Here is a 16,700-nt window from a genome sequence, read left to right as displayed (position 1 = left end):
CTCGGCGGACTGATGGAGCGCCGCTCCGAGGTGGCGCGGCTGTCGACCACGAGCGCGATCAGCCGTCGAGGTCGCCGCCGCGAGCGGCGGATCGTTCGCGGGCGGAGTTCAGCTCGCCTCGAAAGCGGTGGCGACCATGGAGCGCACCTGCTCCATGGTGGCCGCGCCGGATTCCCTGGCCACGGAGGACATATCGACGTCGGGGAGCCCGCACGCGACGGCCCAGTGCCATGGCTCGAGGTCGCCGTTCACATTGAGGGCGAAGCCGTGACTGGTGATCCCTCGGCTCTGGCGCATGCCGATGGAGACGATCTTGCGGCCGGTGTGCCTGGTCCACACGCCGGTGAGCAGTTCGGAGCCGGGCGGAGTGTCGTGGCGTTCGGCGGGCACGCCCAACCGGCCGAGTGCCTCGATCAGGCGGAACTCGACCTCGCGGATGTAGTCCACCACCCCTTCGCCGGAATCGAGCCGGACGATGAGATAGCCGACCAGCTGGCCGGGACCGTGATAGGTGAGCTGGCCCCCGCGGGTGGTCTGCACGACCGGGATGTCGTGTGCCGGGTCCGGCAGGTGCTCCTGCGGCGTCTTCCGCCCGATGGTGTAGACCGGCGGATGGCTCAGCAGCCACAGGGTGTCCGGCCGCGCGCCGCTATGGCGTTCTTCGACCAGCTCTCCCATGCGTTCCATGGCCTTGTCGTAGTCGACGAGGTCGTCCTGGATCAAAGTCAACGGCCGGGCTCGCATGCTCCGACGATATCGCTCCCCGCCGCACCGGGAATTCGACCCCATCGCCTGTGCAGTCGTCCGCACCGAGCATCACTCCGGTATGGAGTTCTCGTTCGGCCGTCGAAGCACCGTCGGCAACCCGAACGGCCGGAACAATTCGTCGCCGAGGAAGACGGTGATGCGTTCTATGGCGGTATCCGTGGTGCCGAGAACGTGGATGGAGTGCGCGCGGTGGGTCCCGTCCGCGTCGCGCAGGTAATAGGCGACGGCGGGCTGGGTGTTGGCGGCTGTCGGCACCGCGCGCCAGGTGTCGCCGTCCCGGGCCGCCTTGGCCGCGAAGAAACCCACTACGTGGGCGCGGCCCGCGAACCACAACAGGGCGGGCGGCATTTCGAGCACCACGTCGTCGCGCAGCAGCTTGCTCAACTCGTCCATATCGCCGTTGCCGAAAGCGGTGACGTAGCGGTCGATCATCGCGCGCTCACCGGGGCTCAACGACTCGGACGTCCGATCGATCATGGGGGTAGCCTTCTCGAGCTGGGCGCGGGCGCGTTGCAGCGCGCTGTTGACCGCGGCGGGGGAGGTGCCGAGCAGGTCGGCGACCTCTGCGGCGGACCAGGCGAGCACGTCGCGCAGGATGAGCACCGCGCGCTGGCGGGCGGGCAGATATTGCAGCGCGGCGATGAAGGCCAGGCGGATGCCGCTGCGCGCGGCCACCACGGTCGCCGGATCATCGGCCGAGTCGCCGAGCAGCGCGTCGGGAATCGGTTCCAGCCAGGATACTTCGGGATGCCGGGCCGGCCGGGTCTGGAGAGTGGCGGCCGGTCCGTTCAGATCGGTGGGCAAGGCCCGCCTGCCACGCTGTTCGAGCGCGGTCAGGCAGGCATTGGTGGCGATCCGGTACAGCCAGGTGCGCAGCGAAGCCCGCTGCTCGTCGAACCGGTCGGCGGCACGCCAGGCCCGCACCAAGGTCTCCTGCACCAGGTCCTCGGCATCGTGGACGGACCCGAGCATGCGGTAGCAGTGCGCGAGCAACTCCGGCCGGTAGGCCATCGTCTCGGCCGTGAAGTCGGCGCCGATCGTCATGGCCGCAACCTACCGAGCCGCGACCGGCTGCGCGTCGGAGCGTGCCGCGACGGGCGCGCCCGCGGGTAGCAGCAGCCCGAGCGCGGCGCCGATCAGCGCCAGCAGCGCCGCCGTGCCGATCGCCGCGGCGAATCCGGCACTGAACGCAGCGGCGGATCCGAGTCCACCGAATGTCGCGAAAACCGCTGCGGGCAAGGCGATCCCGAACGTGCTGCCGAGCTGGCGCAAGGTGTTGAAGGTGCCCGACGCCGCACCGACCGCCGCTGAGGGCACCGAACGCAGCACGGCGCTCTGGGCGGCGGGAATGGCCATCGAGACGCCGACACCGCAGAGCACGAACGGCGCGACCATGGCCGGGTAGGACAACTGCGGCCCGGCCGTCAGCGCGAGCCAGCCGTAGCCCGCGGCCTGCATCAGCAGTCCCACGACCACCAGCGGCCGTTCCCCGAAGCGGTTGACCTGCTTGCCCGCCACGGGAGCGACGAGGAACAAGGTGATCGTCCAGGGCGCCAGCCGCACTCCCGCGCCGAGCGGGCCGTGGTGCTGGACCGTCTGCAGGAACTGTGCGAAGAAGAACGCCCCGCTGAAGATCGATCCGAACAGCAGGAAGCCCACCGCGTTGCCGACCGAGAAGCCGCGCGCGGCGAACAGCCGCATCGGGATCAGCGGGGTCGCGGTGCGCAGCTCCCAGCGTACGAACGCGACCAGCGCGATCGCCGCGAGCAGGAACGCGGCGACGACTTCGCCGCTGCCCCAGCCCGCTTCGTCGCCGCGCAGCAGGCCCCACACCGAGCCCAGCGCGGCGGCGCAGGCCAGCCCGATGCCAAGGTGATCGAGTCCGCGTGCCTCGCCACGGCTCTCCGGCAGCCGGGTCAGCATCAGCGGCACGAGCAAGGCGGCGATCGGCAGGTTCAGCCAGAAGATCCACTGCCAGGTCGAGCCCTCCACCACCGCGCCACCGACCAGCGGGCCGCCGAGCGTGGCCAGGCCGGTCACCGCCGCGAAAAGCCCGAGCGCGCGGGTGCGCTGCGCGGGCGGGAAGGCGGCCGACAGCAGCGCCATACCGACCGGCATGACAGCCGCCGAGCCGGCACCTTGCACCGCCCGGGCGGCGACCAGCCAGCCCAGGTTCGGCGCCGAGGCGCACGCGGCCGAGGCCGCCGAGAACAGCAGCACCCCCGCGACCAGTACGCGGCGCCGTCCATATCGCTCGCCGAGCGCCGCGCCCGCCATCAGCAGCACCGCGAAGCTCAAGGTGTAGGCGTTGACGGTCCACTCCAGTTCGGCCAGCGAGGCGCGCAGGTCGAGCTGGATCGCATGCAGGGCAGTGGTGACGACCAGCGCGTCCAGCATGATCATCAACGCGGCCACCGATGTCAGCGCGAGTACCCAGCGCTGTCCCGTGGTCGTTCTCATGGGCGAAAGTCCTCCTCCGATGGGTTCGCCGGTACATACCGGCGCCGCCGCCCCGATTCATCGCAGGTTCGGAGAAAACTTTGTTTCGTGCCGATCGCGCACGTACGAGCGGCCGGCAGGAGCCCCGCTTCGGAAGCGTCGTCCGGAGTTGCCCCCCGGGTTCCACCGGGCTCGGCGCCGCCCGCGCCCGCCCCGGCCGACTAGGACGTGGCGAGGCGACCGGCGCGCCGACGTCGCACGGCAAGCGGCAACACCAGCATGTAGAGGCCGGAGAACAGCAGCAGAGCGAGCGGCAGCAGCGGCAGGTAGGACACCCAGACGATCGGTTCCTCCTGCGCCAAGGCGACGAAAGTGGCGAGAACGGTCGCGACGAAGCCGATACCCGACCAGCGATGCAGCTGCCGGACCCGCGGTGCGGGCACGACCCGCCGCGGCGAGGTGTTCCCGGCCGCCCGGCCGCGCCGCTCGGCGGACCACGACAGTCCGAATACGCCGAGACCGGAGAAGAGAAGCAAGGCGAGCGGGGGCAGAGGCACGTAGGAGACCCACACGGGCCCCTTCAGCGCCAAGGCGACGACCGTGACGACGACGGTCGCCGTGAATATGACGGCCAGCCACCGGTGCGTCTGCCTTATCCGTCTGTCCCAGTTCATGAGTCCTCCTCTGCGTGTGAACGGCTCGCGTCCCAACGCTAACGGCAGCGCGCTGACCAGCGCTTCTCGATTCCTGATCGTCTCACTCCGCACACCGCGCGGCCGGGTGAAGGGTTGACAGCGACCCGTCGGCGGATGTTATGCATGAGTCATGCATGATGCTCGCCTGGAGAACCTGCTCGGAGCAGCGGCGCTTGCGATCAACGACGTGATGCTCGCCGACGTGCACGGCGCCGGTGCGGTGAGCGGCAGTAGCGCGGCCGCCTTGGTGACGCTCATGGAATCGCCGGGCATCAGCGTCACCGACCTGGGCAAACGGGTCAGGCTGACGCAATCCGCGGCCGTTCGCATGGTCGATTCGCTCGCGGCCGCCGGACTGGTCGGCCGCTCTCCCGGCGCCGGACGGCTGGTCAGCGTGAACCTGACGCCGTCCGGCCGGGAAACCGCGGACCGAATCCTCGCCGCCCGCGCCCGGTCGTTGGCCGAGCTGGTATCCGCACTCGACGACGCGGAGCGCGAAGCCATGACGAGCCTGCTTGCGAAACTGCTGGCCCGGCTGTACGGGGAGATCGGCGATTCGAATGTGCTGTGCAGATTGTGCGACCGCGCGGGCTGCACGCGATCCGCGGTGTGTCCGGTGGGACAGGCCGAGCGCGAACGGAAGGCCTGATCATGGGGACGCTTCTGGCGCTGATGTCCGCGTTGAGCTATGGCCTGTCGGATTTCTGGGGTGGAACCGCGTCCCGCCGAGTCGGATTCGCACGCGTCGCACTGCTCGGCCAACTCGGCGGGCTCGCCCTCACCGCGCTCGCAGGCCTGCTGGTATTTCCCGCCGAGCCCCATCCCGCCGATCTCGGTTGGGGAGCGCTGTCCGGAGTGGGCACCGGTATCGCGATGACCTTCCTGTTCCGCGGAATCAGCCGCGGCGCGATGTCCGTGGTCGTTCCGATCAGCGCCGTGGGCGGCGCCGCACTGCCGGTTCTGCTCGGAACCGCTCTGCTCGGTGAGCGTCCGGCGGCGTCGGTATGGGCGGGTATCGCGATGGCTGTGCCCGCGCTCTGGCTCGTCGCGGGCGGTGCGACCGGCGCCGGCCCGAATGCCAGGTCCGCTGTCGGCGACGGGCTGATCGCCGGTGTCGGCATCGCCGTGCAATACCTCGCACTGGCTCGCGCCGCCCCGGCCTCCGGTATCTGGCCGGTGACCGCGGGCCGGGCGGCGGCCGTCGTTCTCGTTGCTGCGTTCGCATGGACGCTGGCATCCAAATCCTCGGATACCGCGCCAGGCCCTGGACATCGGGCCGATCTCACAGCCGTGTTCTCCGGCATCCTCGCCGCCGCCGCGCTCGTGTCCTATCTCTTCGCCACGCGGACCGAGTACCTGGCCGTGGCGGTCGTGTTGTCCTCGCTCTACCCGATCGTCCCCGTGGTACTCGGCGTGACCGCGCTGCGGGAGCGATTGCACAGCAGCCAGATCATCGGGTTGGTCGCCGCCTCGGCCGCCAGCATTGTCATCGCCACATCGTGAAGACGGACTCGCAACCTGGCTCTACGCCGTGCGCGGTCCCGTGGAGCTGTCCCGCATAGCGCTGCGCCGCTGAGTTCCGGGCAGCCGGGTCACGCCGTACCGGGTCGCAGTATCGCCGGTCCGTACCAGTGACAGACGAGCAGTGCGAGCTCGACGTCCAGCCGGTCTTCGGCGATGGGCTTGCCGCGTCGCGAAACCGCCCGGCCCACCCGGTATTTCACCGAGTTCGAGTGGAGGTCGAGTTCCGCGGCGGCTGCCTTGTAGCTCGATCCGGTGCGCAGGAAGACCTGGAGCGTGTCGCGCAGCCGCGCGTCGTTGTCGGTGTCGGAGGCCAGGTCGCCCAGCACGTCGCCGACCCATTCCCGGACTTCCGCGATGCTCTCACCGAGCAGGGCCGCGACCGACAATCCGGGGTCTTCGGCCGCGACCACCCGGTGTTCGGTGTCCGCCCCCGCCAGCGCTACGGTGCGTGCGTCCTGAGCCAGGCGATGAGATCGGCGGAACCCGGACAGGCCCGGGACCATCGTGCCGATCGCCACGTTCGGGGCGTCGCGTTGCGCGGCCGCGAATGCGCGGATATCGGCGACGGCATCGGGTCGTGCCGAACGGTAGGGCAGCCACGCCCAGCCGCTCAGCTGATCGTCGGCGACGAAGAGGGGCTGCCCGGAGGTTCCCGTGGTCTCGGCCGACCCACGAACGAACCGTTGCAGCTCGGCCAGTTCGTCACCGTGGGCTTCCGTGTCGGGATACCAGACGATGAGCGCCAGGTGATGCCAACGCAGGGGATAACGGATCTGCTCGGTGGCGCTGTCGACGTCGACGGACTCCTTCCCCTTCAGTAGCTCGCGCACACAGAGCGCTCGCACACTGTTGCGGGTGTCCAACCACTGCTCCCGCTCTCCTTCATAGACCGCGACGACCTCCTGGATCACCTGGTCGAGGTAGGTGAACAGTCGGGTGGCGATGGCCCGGCCGACGACGAATCGATCGACCGGCCCGACGTCGGCGGCCTGCAACTCGGCGAAGATCAGTTCGGTCGCCCGCCGTTGTCCGATGTGATAGGCGCGCACCAGGGCGTTGAGCGGGACGTCGCGCTGCGCCAGACGCTTCGTGTACTCCGTGCCCGCCGACGGCAGGTGGATGCGGGTGGCGGGGATGTCGTGACGCAGCGCGTACAGCAGGGTGTCGACGTTTCCCTGCACACTGGCCCCGAGCAGTTCGACGGTGTGGACATCCGCGCGCAGCTCGGGTATCTCTTCCTCGAGCGCGCAATGGATGCTCGCGCTGACGTCCGTCACCCGCTCGTTCATGCGGGCGGCGATCGTCGCGATACAACGGTCGACCTCCGCTTCACCGTTGCGACGAGAACTCGTCACGAGCCGATCGTATTACCTCGCCGTGCGCGCGGCGGCGGATCTCGCGGGTCGATATTGTCTCCCGGCGACAAGACAGACGACGAATTTGATCCTTGCGCGACGGTGGCGAGAGGAGCTCCGCTTCCTACCGTTGTTATCGAACAACTACGCCGTTGCCGAGGACATCGCATGATGCTTTCCACTCTTCCGGACCGTCGCGCCGCAGCCGCCCCGCAGGCACCAGCACTTGCCGCTGGCGGCATCGAACTGAACAACAACGAATTCCTGTCCGCCGTCCAGCGTGCCGCGTCCCGCCTGCGCGCCGCGGGCGTCACGACCGGCGATGTCGTCGCGACCATGCTGCCCGGCGCCGTCGACCTGGTGGTGTCGCTGTTCGCGATCTGGCGCCTGGGCGCCACGGCCGCCGTGATCGACCCGACGGCGTCCGACGAGGAGGTGAGTCAGCGGATAATCGACGCGGACCCCGAGGTCCTCATCGTCATCGAGCATCCGTCGGCGATCGACGCTCCGGTCCGGGTCCTGCCCGCCGCGGCGCTCGGCGCGGCGGAACGCGACCCGACACCGGCGGCGCGGCCCGGCGGGGAGGCGCTGGCGCTGATCACCTACGGCGGCGGCATCCGGGCGATGCTCGATCACCGGAACCTGGAGGCCATGTGCCGATTCGTGATCGAGGTCTTCGCCCTCACCGATGCCGACCACTGCCTGTCGACGCTGCCGATGCGGCAGCTCTGCGGCATCTTGCTCGGCGCCCTGTCGCCGTTGGTCGCGGGAGGTCGCACTACCTTGGCAGGCCCGCTGGACCCGGAGTCGTTCCTGGAACGGGTCGAGCGAATCCGGCCCACCTACTCCTCCGCCTTCCCGAGCCTGTACGCGGCACTGACCGATCTGCCCGGCCGGGCGCGGTGGGACACCTCGTCGGTGCGTTTCGCCCTGTGCTGTGCGGCACCGGCGGGAAGTGAACTACGAAGCAGGTTCGAACACCGCTTTGGTGTACCCATCGTCAACGGATACGGGCTGAAGGAGGTCATCGCGCGGGCCCACGCGATCCGTTCACCGGCGGCAGGGGAGTCGAACCGCGCGTCCGTCGTGTCTTGACCCGCCACGGGTGAGCACCGCACGACCGACGTTCGGCTACCAGGGCAGGGCGCCGTCGGCGTCGAAGTATCCCCCCGTGGGGCCGTCCTGGCCCAGCCGCGCCATCCGCACGATGATCTCGGCGCCTTGCTCGACGCTCTGCAGGCCGGTGTTCCCGTTCAGATCGGTCTGGGTGAAGCCGGGCTCCACCGCGTTGATCCGGATGTTCGGAAACGCTTTCGCATACTGCACGGTGATCGCGTTGACCGCGGTTTTCGATGCCGGGTATGCGACGCCCGGGTAGGCGTACGCCCGGCTGCCGGGATCGCTGACCCGGGTCAGCGAGGCCAGCCCGCTGCTGACGTTCACCACGACCGGGGCGGTGGAACGTTGTAGCAGAGGGAGGAACGCGTGCAGGACGCGCACCGTGCCGAATACGTTCGTCTCGAAGGTCCGGCGCATGAGGTCCGCGGTCACGTCCGCGGCGCCGATCACGGTGTTGGTCGCGGTCCATTCCGTGGCGATACCCGCGTTGTTGACCAGCACGTCCAGGCCGCCGTCGGCTTCGATGGCCGCGACGGCGGCCGCTACGGACACGTCATCGGTGACGTCGAGCTGGACTGTCCGTCCCCCCAACTGTTCGGCGGCCCGGCGTCCGCGCTCGACGTCCCGGCTTCCGAGGTAGACGGTGTGGCCCGCGGCGATGAGCCGGCGGGCGGCCTCGAAACCGAGACCTTTGTTCGCTCCGGTGATCAATGTTGTCGTCATGATCACGGACGCTAAATTCTAGAGCGTGCTCGAAGTCAAGCCGCAGCCGGAATCCGGTCCGCCACAGGAAGGTATGAGCATCGCCGAGGCCGCCAGGCGGACGGGGGTCAGCGTGCATACCTTGCGCTACTACGAACGCGCGGGCCTGGTCGTCACCCCGGTCGATCGCGCGGCCGGTGGCTGGCGGCGCTACCAGCAGTTGGACCTGGACTGGATCACCGTCTGCACCAAGCTGCGGGCCACCGGCATGCCCATCAAAACCATCCGCCGCTACGCCGAACTCGTCGCCGCCGGGCGCGGCAACGAACCCGAACGGCTCGCCCTCATGGAGGCGCATCGCGCCGAGGTGGCAGCCAAGATCGCCGAGTTGCACGAGAACCTCGAACTCATCGACCACAAGATCGACGTCTACCGCGGCAGGCTCGCCGTTGGCGACGCCGATCGGTTGTGGGCGCCCGACCGCCGAGCCGACGCACGCTGAGCAATCGGCTCCGAAATGCTTGCACCACAGGGCTAATGGTCGAGCTGGGACAGGGCGAAGGCGGTGAGGAACCCGGCCACCGTGATCATTCCGACCCACAGATGGGCGTCCTCGAAGGCCTCCGGGATCATCGTGTCGGTGATCATGGCCAGGATCGCGCCCGCGGCCAGTGCGGTGATCGCGGCCAGCGCGGCGGGCGCGGCGTCACCGAGCAGTCCGTAGCCCGCCATGGCGGCCACACCGCTGATCACCGCTATCCCAGCCCACAAGCCGAACACGTAGCGCGGGCTGCGGTTCGCACGGCGCATACCGGCCGCGCTGGACAGCCCTTCGGGAATATTGCTGATGAACACCGCGGCCACGGTGACCGCGCTGACGGTTTCGCCGCCGAGCAAACTCGCCCCGATGACGATGGACTCCGGTACACCGTCGAGCAGCGCGCCCAACGCGATGGCCGTGCCCGAGCCGGACTGCTCGGATTCGCTGGGTTGCTGGTCTCCCGAGCGCTTGCGGTGGCGGGCGCCGCGGCGGGCGAGGGCGACATTCGCCAAGGTGTAGATCCCCGCGCCGCCCACCGCGCCGAGGGCGGTGGGCAGCAATCCGGCCTTCTCGTGCGCCTCGGCGATCAACTCGAACGACACCGCCGAAAGCAGTACTCCGCTGCCGAATCCCATCACACTGGCCACGATCTTCGTGGGAACGCGCGCCCAGAATCCCACCAGAGCGCCTATCAGCAGGGCGGATCCGGCCAGTAATCCCCATCCGCCCGCAGCCCACAACCCCGACACTCAACCGTCTCCTCACCGCTCGGAACGCGTCGACCAGCGCGGATCATCGCCGGCCACCTGTCCGAGCTACCCGCACCCGCCGGGACGGAAACGAAGCCCAGGAATAGCGGGGGAAGGGGCGGCGCATCGGGTCAGGGTGTGGCGGTGCGCGTCGCGGTGATCGCCACCGTCGTGTAGGGCAGGGTGAAACTCCCGCCCATCGCATCGATCGCCGCGCCGACACCGTCGAGCACTTGTGTCAGTTTGTCCTCCGGGAGGCGGGTCATGGAGCCGTGCGTCGGAAGTTGATCGAGCCACTCGTCGCGGGTGTAGGTGCGCTCCCACTGGAAACTCGATTCCAGTGGATCTTCGAATCGACCGGTCTCCCGGATGCCTTCGGCTGCTTTGTCCAGCATCTGCCGGTACACCTCCAAGGCTCGCGTGCCCGGCTGGAGGGTGAACGGCGAGTCGGGCGCCACCCGCCGGTACACCACGCCATACGCTTCCGCCACCTCGGTCGGGAGATGGAACACATGCCAGAATGCGGAGAGCACGCCTCGGGGACGCAGAACCTCCGCCGCTTTCGCCGCCCCCGCGACCGGATCGACCCAGTGCCAAGCCGTTCCCGCGATGACCGCATCGAAGACGCGGCCTGCGCTGTCCCAGGTTTCGAAGGTCGCCACGTCGACCTCCAACCCTCGGCCCCGTGCGAATTCCGCCATCCGCGGATCCGGTTCGACTCCCAGCACCGTGCAACCGGCCGCCTGGAACTGCCGGGCTTCGACACCGGTGCCGCAGCCGACATCCAGGACCGCGCGCCCGGGACTGATGGAAACGATGTGCTCTATCAGGGCTTCGGGATAGCTGGGCCTGGTCCGGTCGTAGCGTTCGGCATTCACCCCGAAGGACTCCGCGATCTGCCGGTGCCGGTGCGGCGTTTCTTCCGGCGAAGGTATAGTGGGCATGCGCCCACTTTAAATGGGCATGCGCCCACTCGGCAACGGGTGGGCTCGATCCGAACAGAAAGAGGCACCCGTATGCCCACCGGAGTCGCCCTCCGCGACGTGCGCGAGCAGTTGTTCGACGCCGCCGACCGGATCCTGCTCCGCCACGGGCCGAGCGCGCTGACCAGCCGGGCGGTCACCGCGGAGGCGGGCTGCGCCAAAGGCGTTCTGCACCGGCACTTCACCGACTTCGACGACTTCCTCGCCGAACTGGTGACCGCCCGTATCGTCGAGATCGAGCGACGGGCCGCCGCTCTGCGGGAATCCGCCGGGAGTGGCGCCGTGGTCGAGCACCTCACCGCCGCGCTGACGGACGTGTTCGGCCCGGTCACCACGGCCATCGTCGGCTTGATCACGTTCCGGGACGAATTGCGCGCACGCCTGCGCCGCGACCGGCCGACCGGCGTCCCCGTCCTCGCGGAAGCGACCGCCATGATCGCCGGGTACCTCACCGCCGAACGCGACCTCGGCCGGATCGCCGCGACCGCCGACGTCGACTCGCTCGCCCCCATGCTGATCGGGACCGCGCACCTGTTGTTCGCCGATCGGGACGCCGGTCCGCCCTCGCGTGAGGCGGTCGGCGGCGCGGTGAGGGCGGTCGTCGTGGGGGTGCTGTCCGGCTAGTGCGAGCGCCGAGGTGAAGTCTCCGGCCCGGTGCTCGGCGTCGGGGCTCGGTCAGTGCGCGCCGAGCGCGTCGAGGATCATCGGACGCGCGGTCGCGAGTGCTTGCTGCCAGTAGGGCCAGGTGTGTGTCCCGTCGACGGTGTCGACGCGGGCGGTCATCCCGAGTTCCGCGAGCCGATCACGGAACATCTGGGCGGCGATCGTCGTCATCGACTCGAGGCCCATCGCGTTGACCGTGTTCCCGACTCCGAACGGCACGTCGAGCGGGCCGGGCAGCCCGTTGCCGGTCGAGACGTATATCGGCAGTCCGCGCAGCAATTCGGCCTGTACGGTGGCGTCGTTGCGGCTCCAGGCCGGGTCCCCGACCGGCCCCCACATGTCGTCCACATTGAAATTGCCTTCGTCCCGCATGGCGGCGCGCATCGCTTCGTTCCAGAGCGGGAACGTCGGGTGCAGGAACCCGGAGAACGATCCGGCGAACTTGAACTGGTTGCGATGGTATCCGGCCAGGATCAGCGCGGCGTTGCCGCCCATGGAGGCGCCGACGACGGCATCGTTGGTTCGCGATACGCCGAACCGCTGTAGGTAGGCGGGCAGTTCCTGGGTGAGGAAGGTCTCCCATTTGTACGTCGTCTCTTGGCCGTTCGTGCTGCTCGGCTGGTACCAGTCGGTGTAGAAGCTCGAGTGGCCACCGACCGGCAACACCAGGGTGACGTTGTCGTCCGCGAATTGGGCCAAGGCGTCGGTATCGGTCGTCCACTGGCTGTGGTCGGCGGGCGCGCGCAGGCCGTCGAGCAGGTAGAGCGCCGCGCTTCCGCCGCGAGCCGCCCATTGGACCTGGACTTTGATCGGTCCCATGCTGGACGGCACGGAGAGCTCGCTGAAACCGCGCGCCGGTGCGCGCAATATCGGCGCGTGGATCGGCGCGGCGGTAGCGACGGCCCCGCCGAGGGACGACATGAGCACGGCTGTTGCCATGACAGCGCCGGTCTTCCTCATTCGACCGCGAATACCCCGCTGCTTTCCAGACCGCGCCGCTGCGCCCACCCGCATACCTCCTACCCGTTCCTCGCTCGAAAACGAGATCCAATTCGTTTGTAGTTCAGTACGATTCGCTTTCCCGGCATGCGCCTCCGCGCCCATGATCGCGAATTCATCCTACGTTGCGCCGTATTGGCTACCGGATCCATTCCAGTCAAACCTGGGAAGTCCGGGCTGCCCACCGGTGCGAGTGGTGTGGGCAGCGCACCGACGTCGGCCGGCTGCTGTGGCCCGGTCGGGCGACGAATCGCCGGTCGGGGAAACGCTGGTGAGCGCCTCGCTCTGATGGTAGCTCGACAGTTGCTATGCGACGTACCTTCGGCGCGTTCGAAATGCGGCGTGTCGCGACCGGGAGCCCAGTCGTCGGGATCCCGCAGTAGGACCGGGCCGTTGCGCGCTGCCGATCCGGTGCGGGGCGAGAATGGTCGCATGGCGATCTCGCTCGACCAGGCAGACTCGGTCCTCGCCGCGGCCCGCGAGGCGGCGACCGGACTCGGCGAGGCCGTGTCGCTGGCAGTGGTGGAACCCGGCGGAATCGTGGTGGCCGTCGCGCGGATGGACGGTGCGCCTGCGCGGGCGAGCGCAATCGCGAAACACAAGGCGGAGGCGGCCATCGCGCTGGGGTTCGACACCGTGCACGTGACCACCGCGCCGCGAGAGCAGTCGCTGTTCGGCGAACCTCGGCGACCGGACGCCCACGCACTGGTGCCCAACGGCGGTGGCGTCCTCATCCGGATCCGCGGTACGGTCCTCGGTGCGCTGGGAGTATCCGGCGCGGCCTCCTCGATCACCGATCACAAGATCGGCGCAATCGCTGTCGCTCAACTGAATTGATCGCTCACTGCCCTCCATCCGGTGACACGGCGCGCGTTCTTCGGCGGCAGCCCACCGGAAGCGACCGGACGGGGCTTGTCCTGCGCGCCTTCGAGGCCGCTGCGACCGAGGCGGGCATGCCCAGCGTCAGGCGTCGAGCGCGCGCGGCTGCCGTCGCACCACCGGTGGCTCGGTGGACCACGGGAAATTGATCCACCGGTCGGTGCGCCGCCACACGTATTCGCTGTCGACTTCCGACCACGGCTTCTGGTAGATCACCGCACAGCGCACCTCGGCGACCTTGCCGGAACAGAAGTCGCGCACCAGCTTCAGGGTGGCGCCGGTGTCGGCGACGTCATCGGCGACCAGCACGGTGGCGCCTGCCAGATCCACCGCCTGCGGCACCGGCGGCAGCATCACCGGCAACTCCAGGCGCTGGTCGACGCCGGTGTAGAACTCGACGTTCATCACGTGCAGGTTCTTCACGTCCAGGGCGTAGCCGAGTGCGCCCGCCACGAACAGCCCGCCCCGGGCGATCGAGAGGATCAGATCGGGCTCGAAGCCGTCAGCGGCGATGGTCGCCGCGAGTTCCCGGCTCGCGGAACCGAACGACTCCCAGGTCAGTACTTCGCGATCCGTCACAGGCTCTCCCATCTCGCTGGACGCGACGCAGCGAGCATACGAGTGGCCGCCCAGGTTTCCCGGGCGGTTGCTCACTGCCATGGGAAGCCGGAGGCAAGATGGCCGGAAATCTCGATATCACGTCCGTATCTCTCGTCCGGCCGGTGTGTTCGCCGCCATACGCTCGAGCGCATGGACAGCCACTACGACGTGCTCGTCATCGGTTCCGGCTTCGGCGGCAGCGTCGCCGCGCTGCGCGCGACCGAGAAGGGATACCGGGTGGGCGTGCTCGAGGCGGGCCGGCGGTTCGCCGACCACGAGTACGCGAAGAACTCCTGGCATCTGCGCGAGTATCTCTGGGCGCCGAAACTCGGCTGCTACGGCATCCAGCGGATGACCCTGCTCAACGACACGTTCATCATGAGCGGGTCGGGAGTCGGCGGCGGGTCGCTGGTGTACGCCAACACGCTGTACGAGCCGCCGGAGAAGTTCTACCGCGACCAGCAGTGGGCGCACATCACCGACTGGCGTTCCGAGCTGGCGCCGTACTACGACCAGGCGAAGCGAATGCTCGGTGTGACCGAGAATCCGGCGACCACTCCGACCGATCGAATCCTGCGCGAAGTCGCGCAGGACATGGGCATCGGCGACACTTATCGACGCACGCCGGTAGGGGTTCTGTTCGCGGACAACGGTTCTCGGCCGGGAAAGCAGGTCGCCGACCCGTTCTTCGGCGGCGTCGGACCGGCGCGCTCGACCTGCACCCACTGCGGCGAGTGCATGACCGGCTGTCGGCACGGCGCGAAGAACACACTAGTGAAGAATTATCTCTACCTGGCCGAAAAGGCCGGAGCCACGGTGCATCCGCTGACGACGGTGACGGACGTGCGGCCGCGACCGGAGGGCGGCTACGAAGTGCGGACGGTGCGGACCGGGCGGTGGGCGCGCAAGGGCGAGCGGACGTTCATCGCGGACCAGGTGATCTTCGCGGCCGCCGCGCTCGGCACCCAGAAACTGCTGCACCGGTTACGCGAGAACGGCAGTCTGCCGCACGTCTCGTCGCGGTTGGGGCATCTGGCCCGCACGAACTCCGAAGCCGTGCTGGCCGCGCGGTCGCTGCGCAAGGACACCGACTTCACCAAGGGCGTGGCGATCACCTCGTCCATCCACCCCAACGAGCACACCCACATCGAGCCGGTCCGCTACGGCAAGGGCAGCAATGCGATGAGTTTGCTGGCCACCGTGCTCGTGGACGGGCATGAGGGCAGGGCGCGCTGGTGGCTGGGCGTGCGGGAATTGATCGCGCACCGCCGCCACCTCGTCCGGCTGCACAACCCCCGCCGCTGGTCCGAGCGCAGCATCGGCGTGCTCGTCATGCAGAACGTCGACAACTCGATCGTCACCTACACCAAGCGCGGCTTGTTCGGCAGGCGCATGACGACCAAGCCGGGCGACGGCGCCGCACCGCCGACCTGGATTCCGGAAGGACACGAGGTGACCAGGCGCATCGCGGAGAAGATCGGCGGCCTGCCGCAGGGTGGCTGGACCGAACTGATGAATATCCCGATCACCGGCCATTTCATCGGCGGCTGCGCCATCGGCGACTCGGCCGAGTCGGGCGTCGTCGACGCCTACCACCGGGTCTACGGACACCCCGGCCTGCACATCACCGACGGCTCCACCATCTCGGCGAACCTGGGCGTGAATCCATCCCTGACCATCACCGCCCAAGCCGAACGCGCCATGTCGTTGTGGCCGAACAAAGGCGAGGACGACCTGCGTCCACCTCTCGGCACGGCCTACCGCAGGCTCGCGCCGATCGAGCCGAAGAACCCGGTGGTTCCGGTCGCCGCGCCCGGCGCGTTGCGCCTGCCGATCACCCCGGTCTGAGCGGGCGGAAAACCGGTCGCGTGCGGCCGGTCCCAGTGCCAGGATCGGCGCATGCCCCGCCATGTCGTCCTCGAACCGCTCGACGAAGCGTTGCTCACCGATCTGCTGCACACCGCGGTGGCCGACGCGCATCCTGGCGAGGTCATGCCGGTGGAAGCGCCGGACGCGAGCTGGAATGCCGACCGAGAGGCGGATTTCCGAGCCTTCCACCGCGGCCGCGCGCTGGCGGAGCAGCCCGTCGAGTCGACCTACGGCATACGGGTGGACGGCGAGGTGGTCGGCGCGGCACGACTGTGCCGGTTGCCCGCCTCGGACGGCGCAGCCGAGGCGGGAGTCTGGCTCGGCCGCTCCCGCCGAGGCACGGGAATCGGCACCGCCGTGTTCGCCGCATTGATCGAGCGGGCAACCGCCGAGGGCTACTCGGGGCTGTTCGTGAGCACGACGCCGGACAACATTCCCGTACTCCGCCTGTTGACCGCACGCGGAATCGACTACGCCCTGAACGGCAACGAGGCCACCGCTTGGATTCGCTGCGGCTGAAGCCAGTGTCTCCGCGACTGAGTGAAGCGAGACCGAGCATGCGCCGTTCGCGGCCCGGCTCGCGTCCGAGATGCGACTGCATGAGCGGCAAACCACGCGCCGCCCGGTCACTTCAACCGCGCGCGACGTCGCAGCATTGATACCGACGCGCCCCGCGCACCTCCACCACGTCTTTCGAGCGAAGCGAGACCGAGCATCCGCCGTTCGCGGCCCGGCTCGCGTCCGAGCGGCCGCCGCGTCCGCGACGAAGTCGCCAGCGGCGGTCGCTCGGACGCGAGCCACAAAGGGGCCGCGAA

18 protein-coding genes are annotated in these 16,700 nt (G+C 68.9%); 8 read left to right on the top strand and 10 right to left on the bottom strand.

The genetic code is table 11. The annotated features are described in order from the left end of the window. Positions 1-108 precede the first annotated feature (108 nt). The 4 genes from lipB to ABZ824_RS23055 all read right to left on the bottom strand — a co-directional run bounded on the left by lipB (position 109) and on the right by ABZ824_RS23055 (position 3,881). Positions 109-744 carry a lipoyl(octanoyl) transferase LipB gene (lipB, locus tag ABZ824_RS23070; RefSeq protein ID WP_356965281.1) on the bottom strand — a complete coding sequence of 212 codons (636 nt, stop codon included), beginning with the start codon at positions 742-744 and terminating at the stop codon, positions 109-111. 72 nt (positions 745-816) lie between these two features. Next, positions 817-1,812 carry a sigma-70 family RNA polymerase sigma factor gene (locus tag ABZ824_RS23065; protein WP_356965280.1) on the bottom strand — a complete coding sequence of 332 codons (996 nt, stop codon included), beginning with the start codon at positions 1,810-1,812 and terminating at the stop codon, positions 817-819. Between the two features lie 9 nt (positions 1,813-1,821). After that, positions 1,822-3,228 (bottom strand): MFS transporter, encoded by a 1,407-nt coding sequence (locus ABZ824_RS23060; protein WP_356965278.1) that lies wholly within the window; start codon positions 3,226-3,228, stop codon positions 1,822-1,824. 200 nt (positions 3,229-3,428) lie between these two features. Continuing rightward, positions 3,429-3,881 carry a hypothetical protein gene (locus ABZ824_RS23055; RefSeq protein ID WP_355080459.1) on the bottom strand — a complete coding sequence of 151 codons (453 nt, stop codon included), beginning with the start codon at positions 3,879-3,881 and terminating at the stop codon, positions 3,429-3,431. Between the two features lie 151 nt (positions 3,882-4,032). Here ABZ824_RS23055 and ABZ824_RS23050 point away from each other — a divergent pair, with 151 nt between their 5' ends. Next, the gene (locus ABZ824_RS23050) at positions 4,033-4,551 is read left to right on the top strand and encodes a MarR family transcriptional regulator (protein ID WP_356965276.1); all 519 of its coding nucleotides are present in this window, start codon (positions 4,033-4,035) and stop codon (positions 4,549-4,551) included. 2 nt (positions 4,552-4,553) lie between these two features. Continuing rightward, positions 4,554-5,405 carry an EamA family transporter gene (locus tag ABZ824_RS23045; RefSeq protein ID WP_356965274.1) on the top strand — a complete coding sequence of 284 codons (852 nt, stop codon included), beginning with the start codon at positions 4,554-4,556 and terminating at the stop codon, positions 5,403-5,405. An 89-nt stretch (positions 5,406-5,494) separates the two neighbouring features. Here ABZ824_RS23045 and ABZ824_RS23040 read toward each other — a convergent pair whose 3' ends face one another. After that, positions 5,495-6,781, bottom strand: a complete 1,287-nt coding sequence (locus tag ABZ824_RS23040) for a helix-turn-helix domain-containing protein (RefSeq protein WP_356965272.1) — start codon at positions 6,779-6,781, stop codon at positions 5,495-5,497. Between the two features lie 168 nt (positions 6,782-6,949). Here ABZ824_RS23040 and ABZ824_RS23035 point away from each other — a divergent pair, with 168 nt between their 5' ends. Next, positions 6,950-7,876, top strand: a complete 927-nt coding sequence (locus ABZ824_RS23035) for an AMP-binding protein (RefSeq protein WP_356965271.1) — start codon at positions 6,950-6,952, stop codon at positions 7,874-7,876. Positions 7,877-7,912: 36 nt separating this feature from the next. Here ABZ824_RS23035 and ABZ824_RS23030 read toward each other — a convergent pair whose 3' ends face one another. After that, positions 7,913-8,623 (bottom strand): SDR family NAD(P)-dependent oxidoreductase, encoded by a 711-nt coding sequence (locus ABZ824_RS23030; RefSeq protein ID WP_356965269.1) that lies wholly within the window; start codon positions 8,621-8,623, stop codon positions 7,913-7,915. Positions 8,624-8,648: 25 nt separating this feature from the next. Between ABZ824_RS23030 and ABZ824_RS23025 the strand changes: the two genes are divergently transcribed. After that, positions 8,649-9,104, top strand: a complete 456-nt coding sequence (locus tag ABZ824_RS23025; RefSeq protein ID WP_356965267.1) for a MerR family transcriptional regulator — start codon at positions 8,649-8,651, stop codon at positions 9,102-9,104. Positions 9,105-9,136: 32 nt separating this feature from the next. On the opposite strand, the gene ABZ824_RS23020 is transcribed toward ABZ824_RS23025, so the two are convergent. Together ABZ824_RS23020 and ABZ824_RS23015 are read right to left on the bottom strand one after the other, a co-directional pair. Further along, a complete protein-coding gene (locus ABZ824_RS23020; RefSeq protein WP_356965265.1) occupies positions 9,137-9,892 on the bottom strand; it encodes a ZIP family zinc transporter in 756 nt (251 codons plus the stop codon). Positions 9,893-10,023: 131 nt separating this feature from the next. Continuing rightward, positions 10,024-10,836 (bottom strand): class I SAM-dependent methyltransferase, encoded by an 813-nt coding sequence (locus ABZ824_RS23015; RefSeq protein ID WP_356965263.1) that lies wholly within the window; start codon positions 10,834-10,836, stop codon positions 10,024-10,026. A gap of 72 nt (positions 10,837-10,908) precedes the next feature. On the opposite strand from ABZ824_RS23015, the gene ABZ824_RS23010 reads away from it, so the two are divergent. Beyond that, positions 10,909-11,499, top strand: a complete 591-nt coding sequence (locus tag ABZ824_RS23010; RefSeq protein ID WP_356965261.1) for a TetR family transcriptional regulator — start codon at positions 10,909-10,911, stop codon at positions 11,497-11,499. Positions 11,500-11,550: 51 nt separating this feature from the next. On the opposite strand, the gene ABZ824_RS23005 is transcribed toward ABZ824_RS23010, so the two are convergent. Continuing rightward, on the bottom strand, positions 11,551-12,477 hold the full coding sequence (locus ABZ824_RS23005) for an alpha/beta hydrolase family protein (RefSeq protein ID WP_356965259.1): 927 nt from the start codon (positions 12,475-12,477) through the stop codon (positions 11,551-11,553). 492 nt (positions 12,478-12,969) lie between these two features. Here ABZ824_RS23005 and ABZ824_RS23000 point away from each other — a divergent pair, with 492 nt between their 5' ends. Further along, the gene (locus ABZ824_RS23000) at positions 12,970-13,374 is read left to right on the top strand and encodes a heme-binding protein (protein WP_356965257.1); all 405 of its coding nucleotides are present in this window, start codon (positions 12,970-12,972) and stop codon (positions 13,372-13,374) included. Between the two features lie 126 nt (positions 13,375-13,500). Here ABZ824_RS23000 and ABZ824_RS22995 read toward each other — a convergent pair whose 3' ends face one another. After that, complete coding sequence (locus ABZ824_RS22995; protein WP_355080438.1) at positions 13,501-14,007, bottom strand: phosphoribosyltransferase; 507 nt, start codon at positions 14,005-14,007, stop codon at positions 13,501-13,503. 159 nt (positions 14,008-14,166) lie between these two features. Here ABZ824_RS22995 and ABZ824_RS22990 point away from each other — a divergent pair, with 159 nt between their 5' ends. Both ABZ824_RS22990 and ABZ824_RS22985 read left to right on the top strand, forming a co-directional pair. Next, on the top strand, positions 14,167-15,864 hold the full coding sequence (locus tag ABZ824_RS22990; protein WP_356965255.1) for a GMC family oxidoreductase: 1,698 nt from the start codon (positions 14,167-14,169) through the stop codon (positions 15,862-15,864). A gap of 51 nt (positions 15,865-15,915) precedes the next feature. Beyond that, entirely contained in the window at positions 15,916-16,404 is a 489-nt protein-coding gene (locus ABZ824_RS22985) for a GNAT family N-acetyltransferase (protein ID WP_356965253.1), read from the top strand. Positions 16,405-16,700 lie beyond the last annotated feature (296 nt).

The organism is Nocardia sp. NPDC047038 (genome assembly GCF_040644075.1).
GTDB lineage: Bacteria > Actinomycetota > Actinomycetes > Mycobacteriales > Mycobacteriaceae > Nocardia > Nocardia sichangensis.
This window is presented reverse-complemented; position numbering and strand designations above follow the sequence as displayed.

What these genes read in the sequence shown, in the direction of transcription:
- ABZ824_RS23045 (WP_356965274.1), top strand. Translation starts at nt 4,554, where the DNA reads ATGGGGACGCTTCTGGCGCTGATGTCCGCGTTGAGCTATGGCCTGTCG.
- ABZ824_RS23050 (WP_356965276.1), top strand. Translation starts at nt 4,033, where the DNA reads ATGCATGATGCTCGCCTGGAGAACCTGCTCGGAGCAGCGGCGCTTGCG.
- ABZ824_RS23035 (WP_356965271.1), top strand. Translation starts at nt 6,950, where the DNA reads ATGATGCTTTCCACTCTTCCGGACCGTCGCGCCGCAGCCGCCCCGCAG.
- ABZ824_RS22995 (WP_355080438.1), bottom strand. Translation starts at nt 14,007, where the DNA reads ATGGGAGAGCCTGTGACGGATCGCGAAGTACTGACCTGGGAGTCGTTC.
- ABZ824_RS23010 (WP_356965261.1), top strand. Translation starts at nt 10,909, where the DNA reads ATGCCCACCGGAGTCGCCCTCCGCGACGTGCGCGAGCAGTTGTTCGAC.
- ABZ824_RS22990 (WP_356965255.1), top strand. Translation starts at nt 14,167, where the DNA reads ATGGACAGCCACTACGACGTGCTCGTCATCGGTTCCGGCTTCGGCGGC.
- ABZ824_RS23065 (WP_356965280.1), bottom strand. Translation starts at nt 1,812, where the DNA reads ATGACGATCGGCGCCGACTTCACGGCCGAGACGATGGCCTACCGGCCG.
- ABZ824_RS23005 (WP_356965259.1), bottom strand. Translation starts at nt 12,477, where the DNA reads ATGGCAACAGCCGTGCTCATGTCGTCCCTCGGCGGGGCCGTCGCTACC.
- ABZ824_RS23030 (WP_356965269.1), bottom strand. Translation starts at nt 8,623, where the DNA reads ATGACGACAACATTGATCACCGGAGCGAACAAAGGTCTCGGTTTCGAG.
- ABZ824_RS23060 (WP_356965278.1), bottom strand. Translation starts at nt 3,228, where the DNA reads ATGAGAACGACCACGGGACAGCGCTGGGTACTCGCGCTGACATCGGTG.
- ABZ824_RS22985 (WP_356965253.1), top strand. Translation starts at nt 15,916, where the DNA reads ATGCCCCGCCATGTCGTCCTCGAACCGCTCGACGAAGCGTTGCTCACC.
- ABZ824_RS23000 (WP_356965257.1), top strand. Translation starts at nt 12,970, where the DNA reads ATGGCGATCTCGCTCGACCAGGCAGACTCGGTCCTCGCCGCGGCCCGC.
- ABZ824_RS23015 (WP_356965263.1), bottom strand. Translation starts at nt 10,836, where the DNA reads ATGCCCACTATACCTTCGCCGGAAGAAACGCCGCACCGGCACCGGCAG.
- ABZ824_RS23055 (WP_355080459.1), bottom strand. Translation starts at nt 3,881, where the DNA reads ATGAACTGGGACAGACGGATAAGGCAGACGCACCGGTGGCTGGCCGTC.
- lipB (WP_356965281.1), bottom strand. Translation starts at nt 744, where the DNA reads ATGCGAGCCCGGCCGTTGACTTTGATCCAGGACGACCTCGTCGACTAC.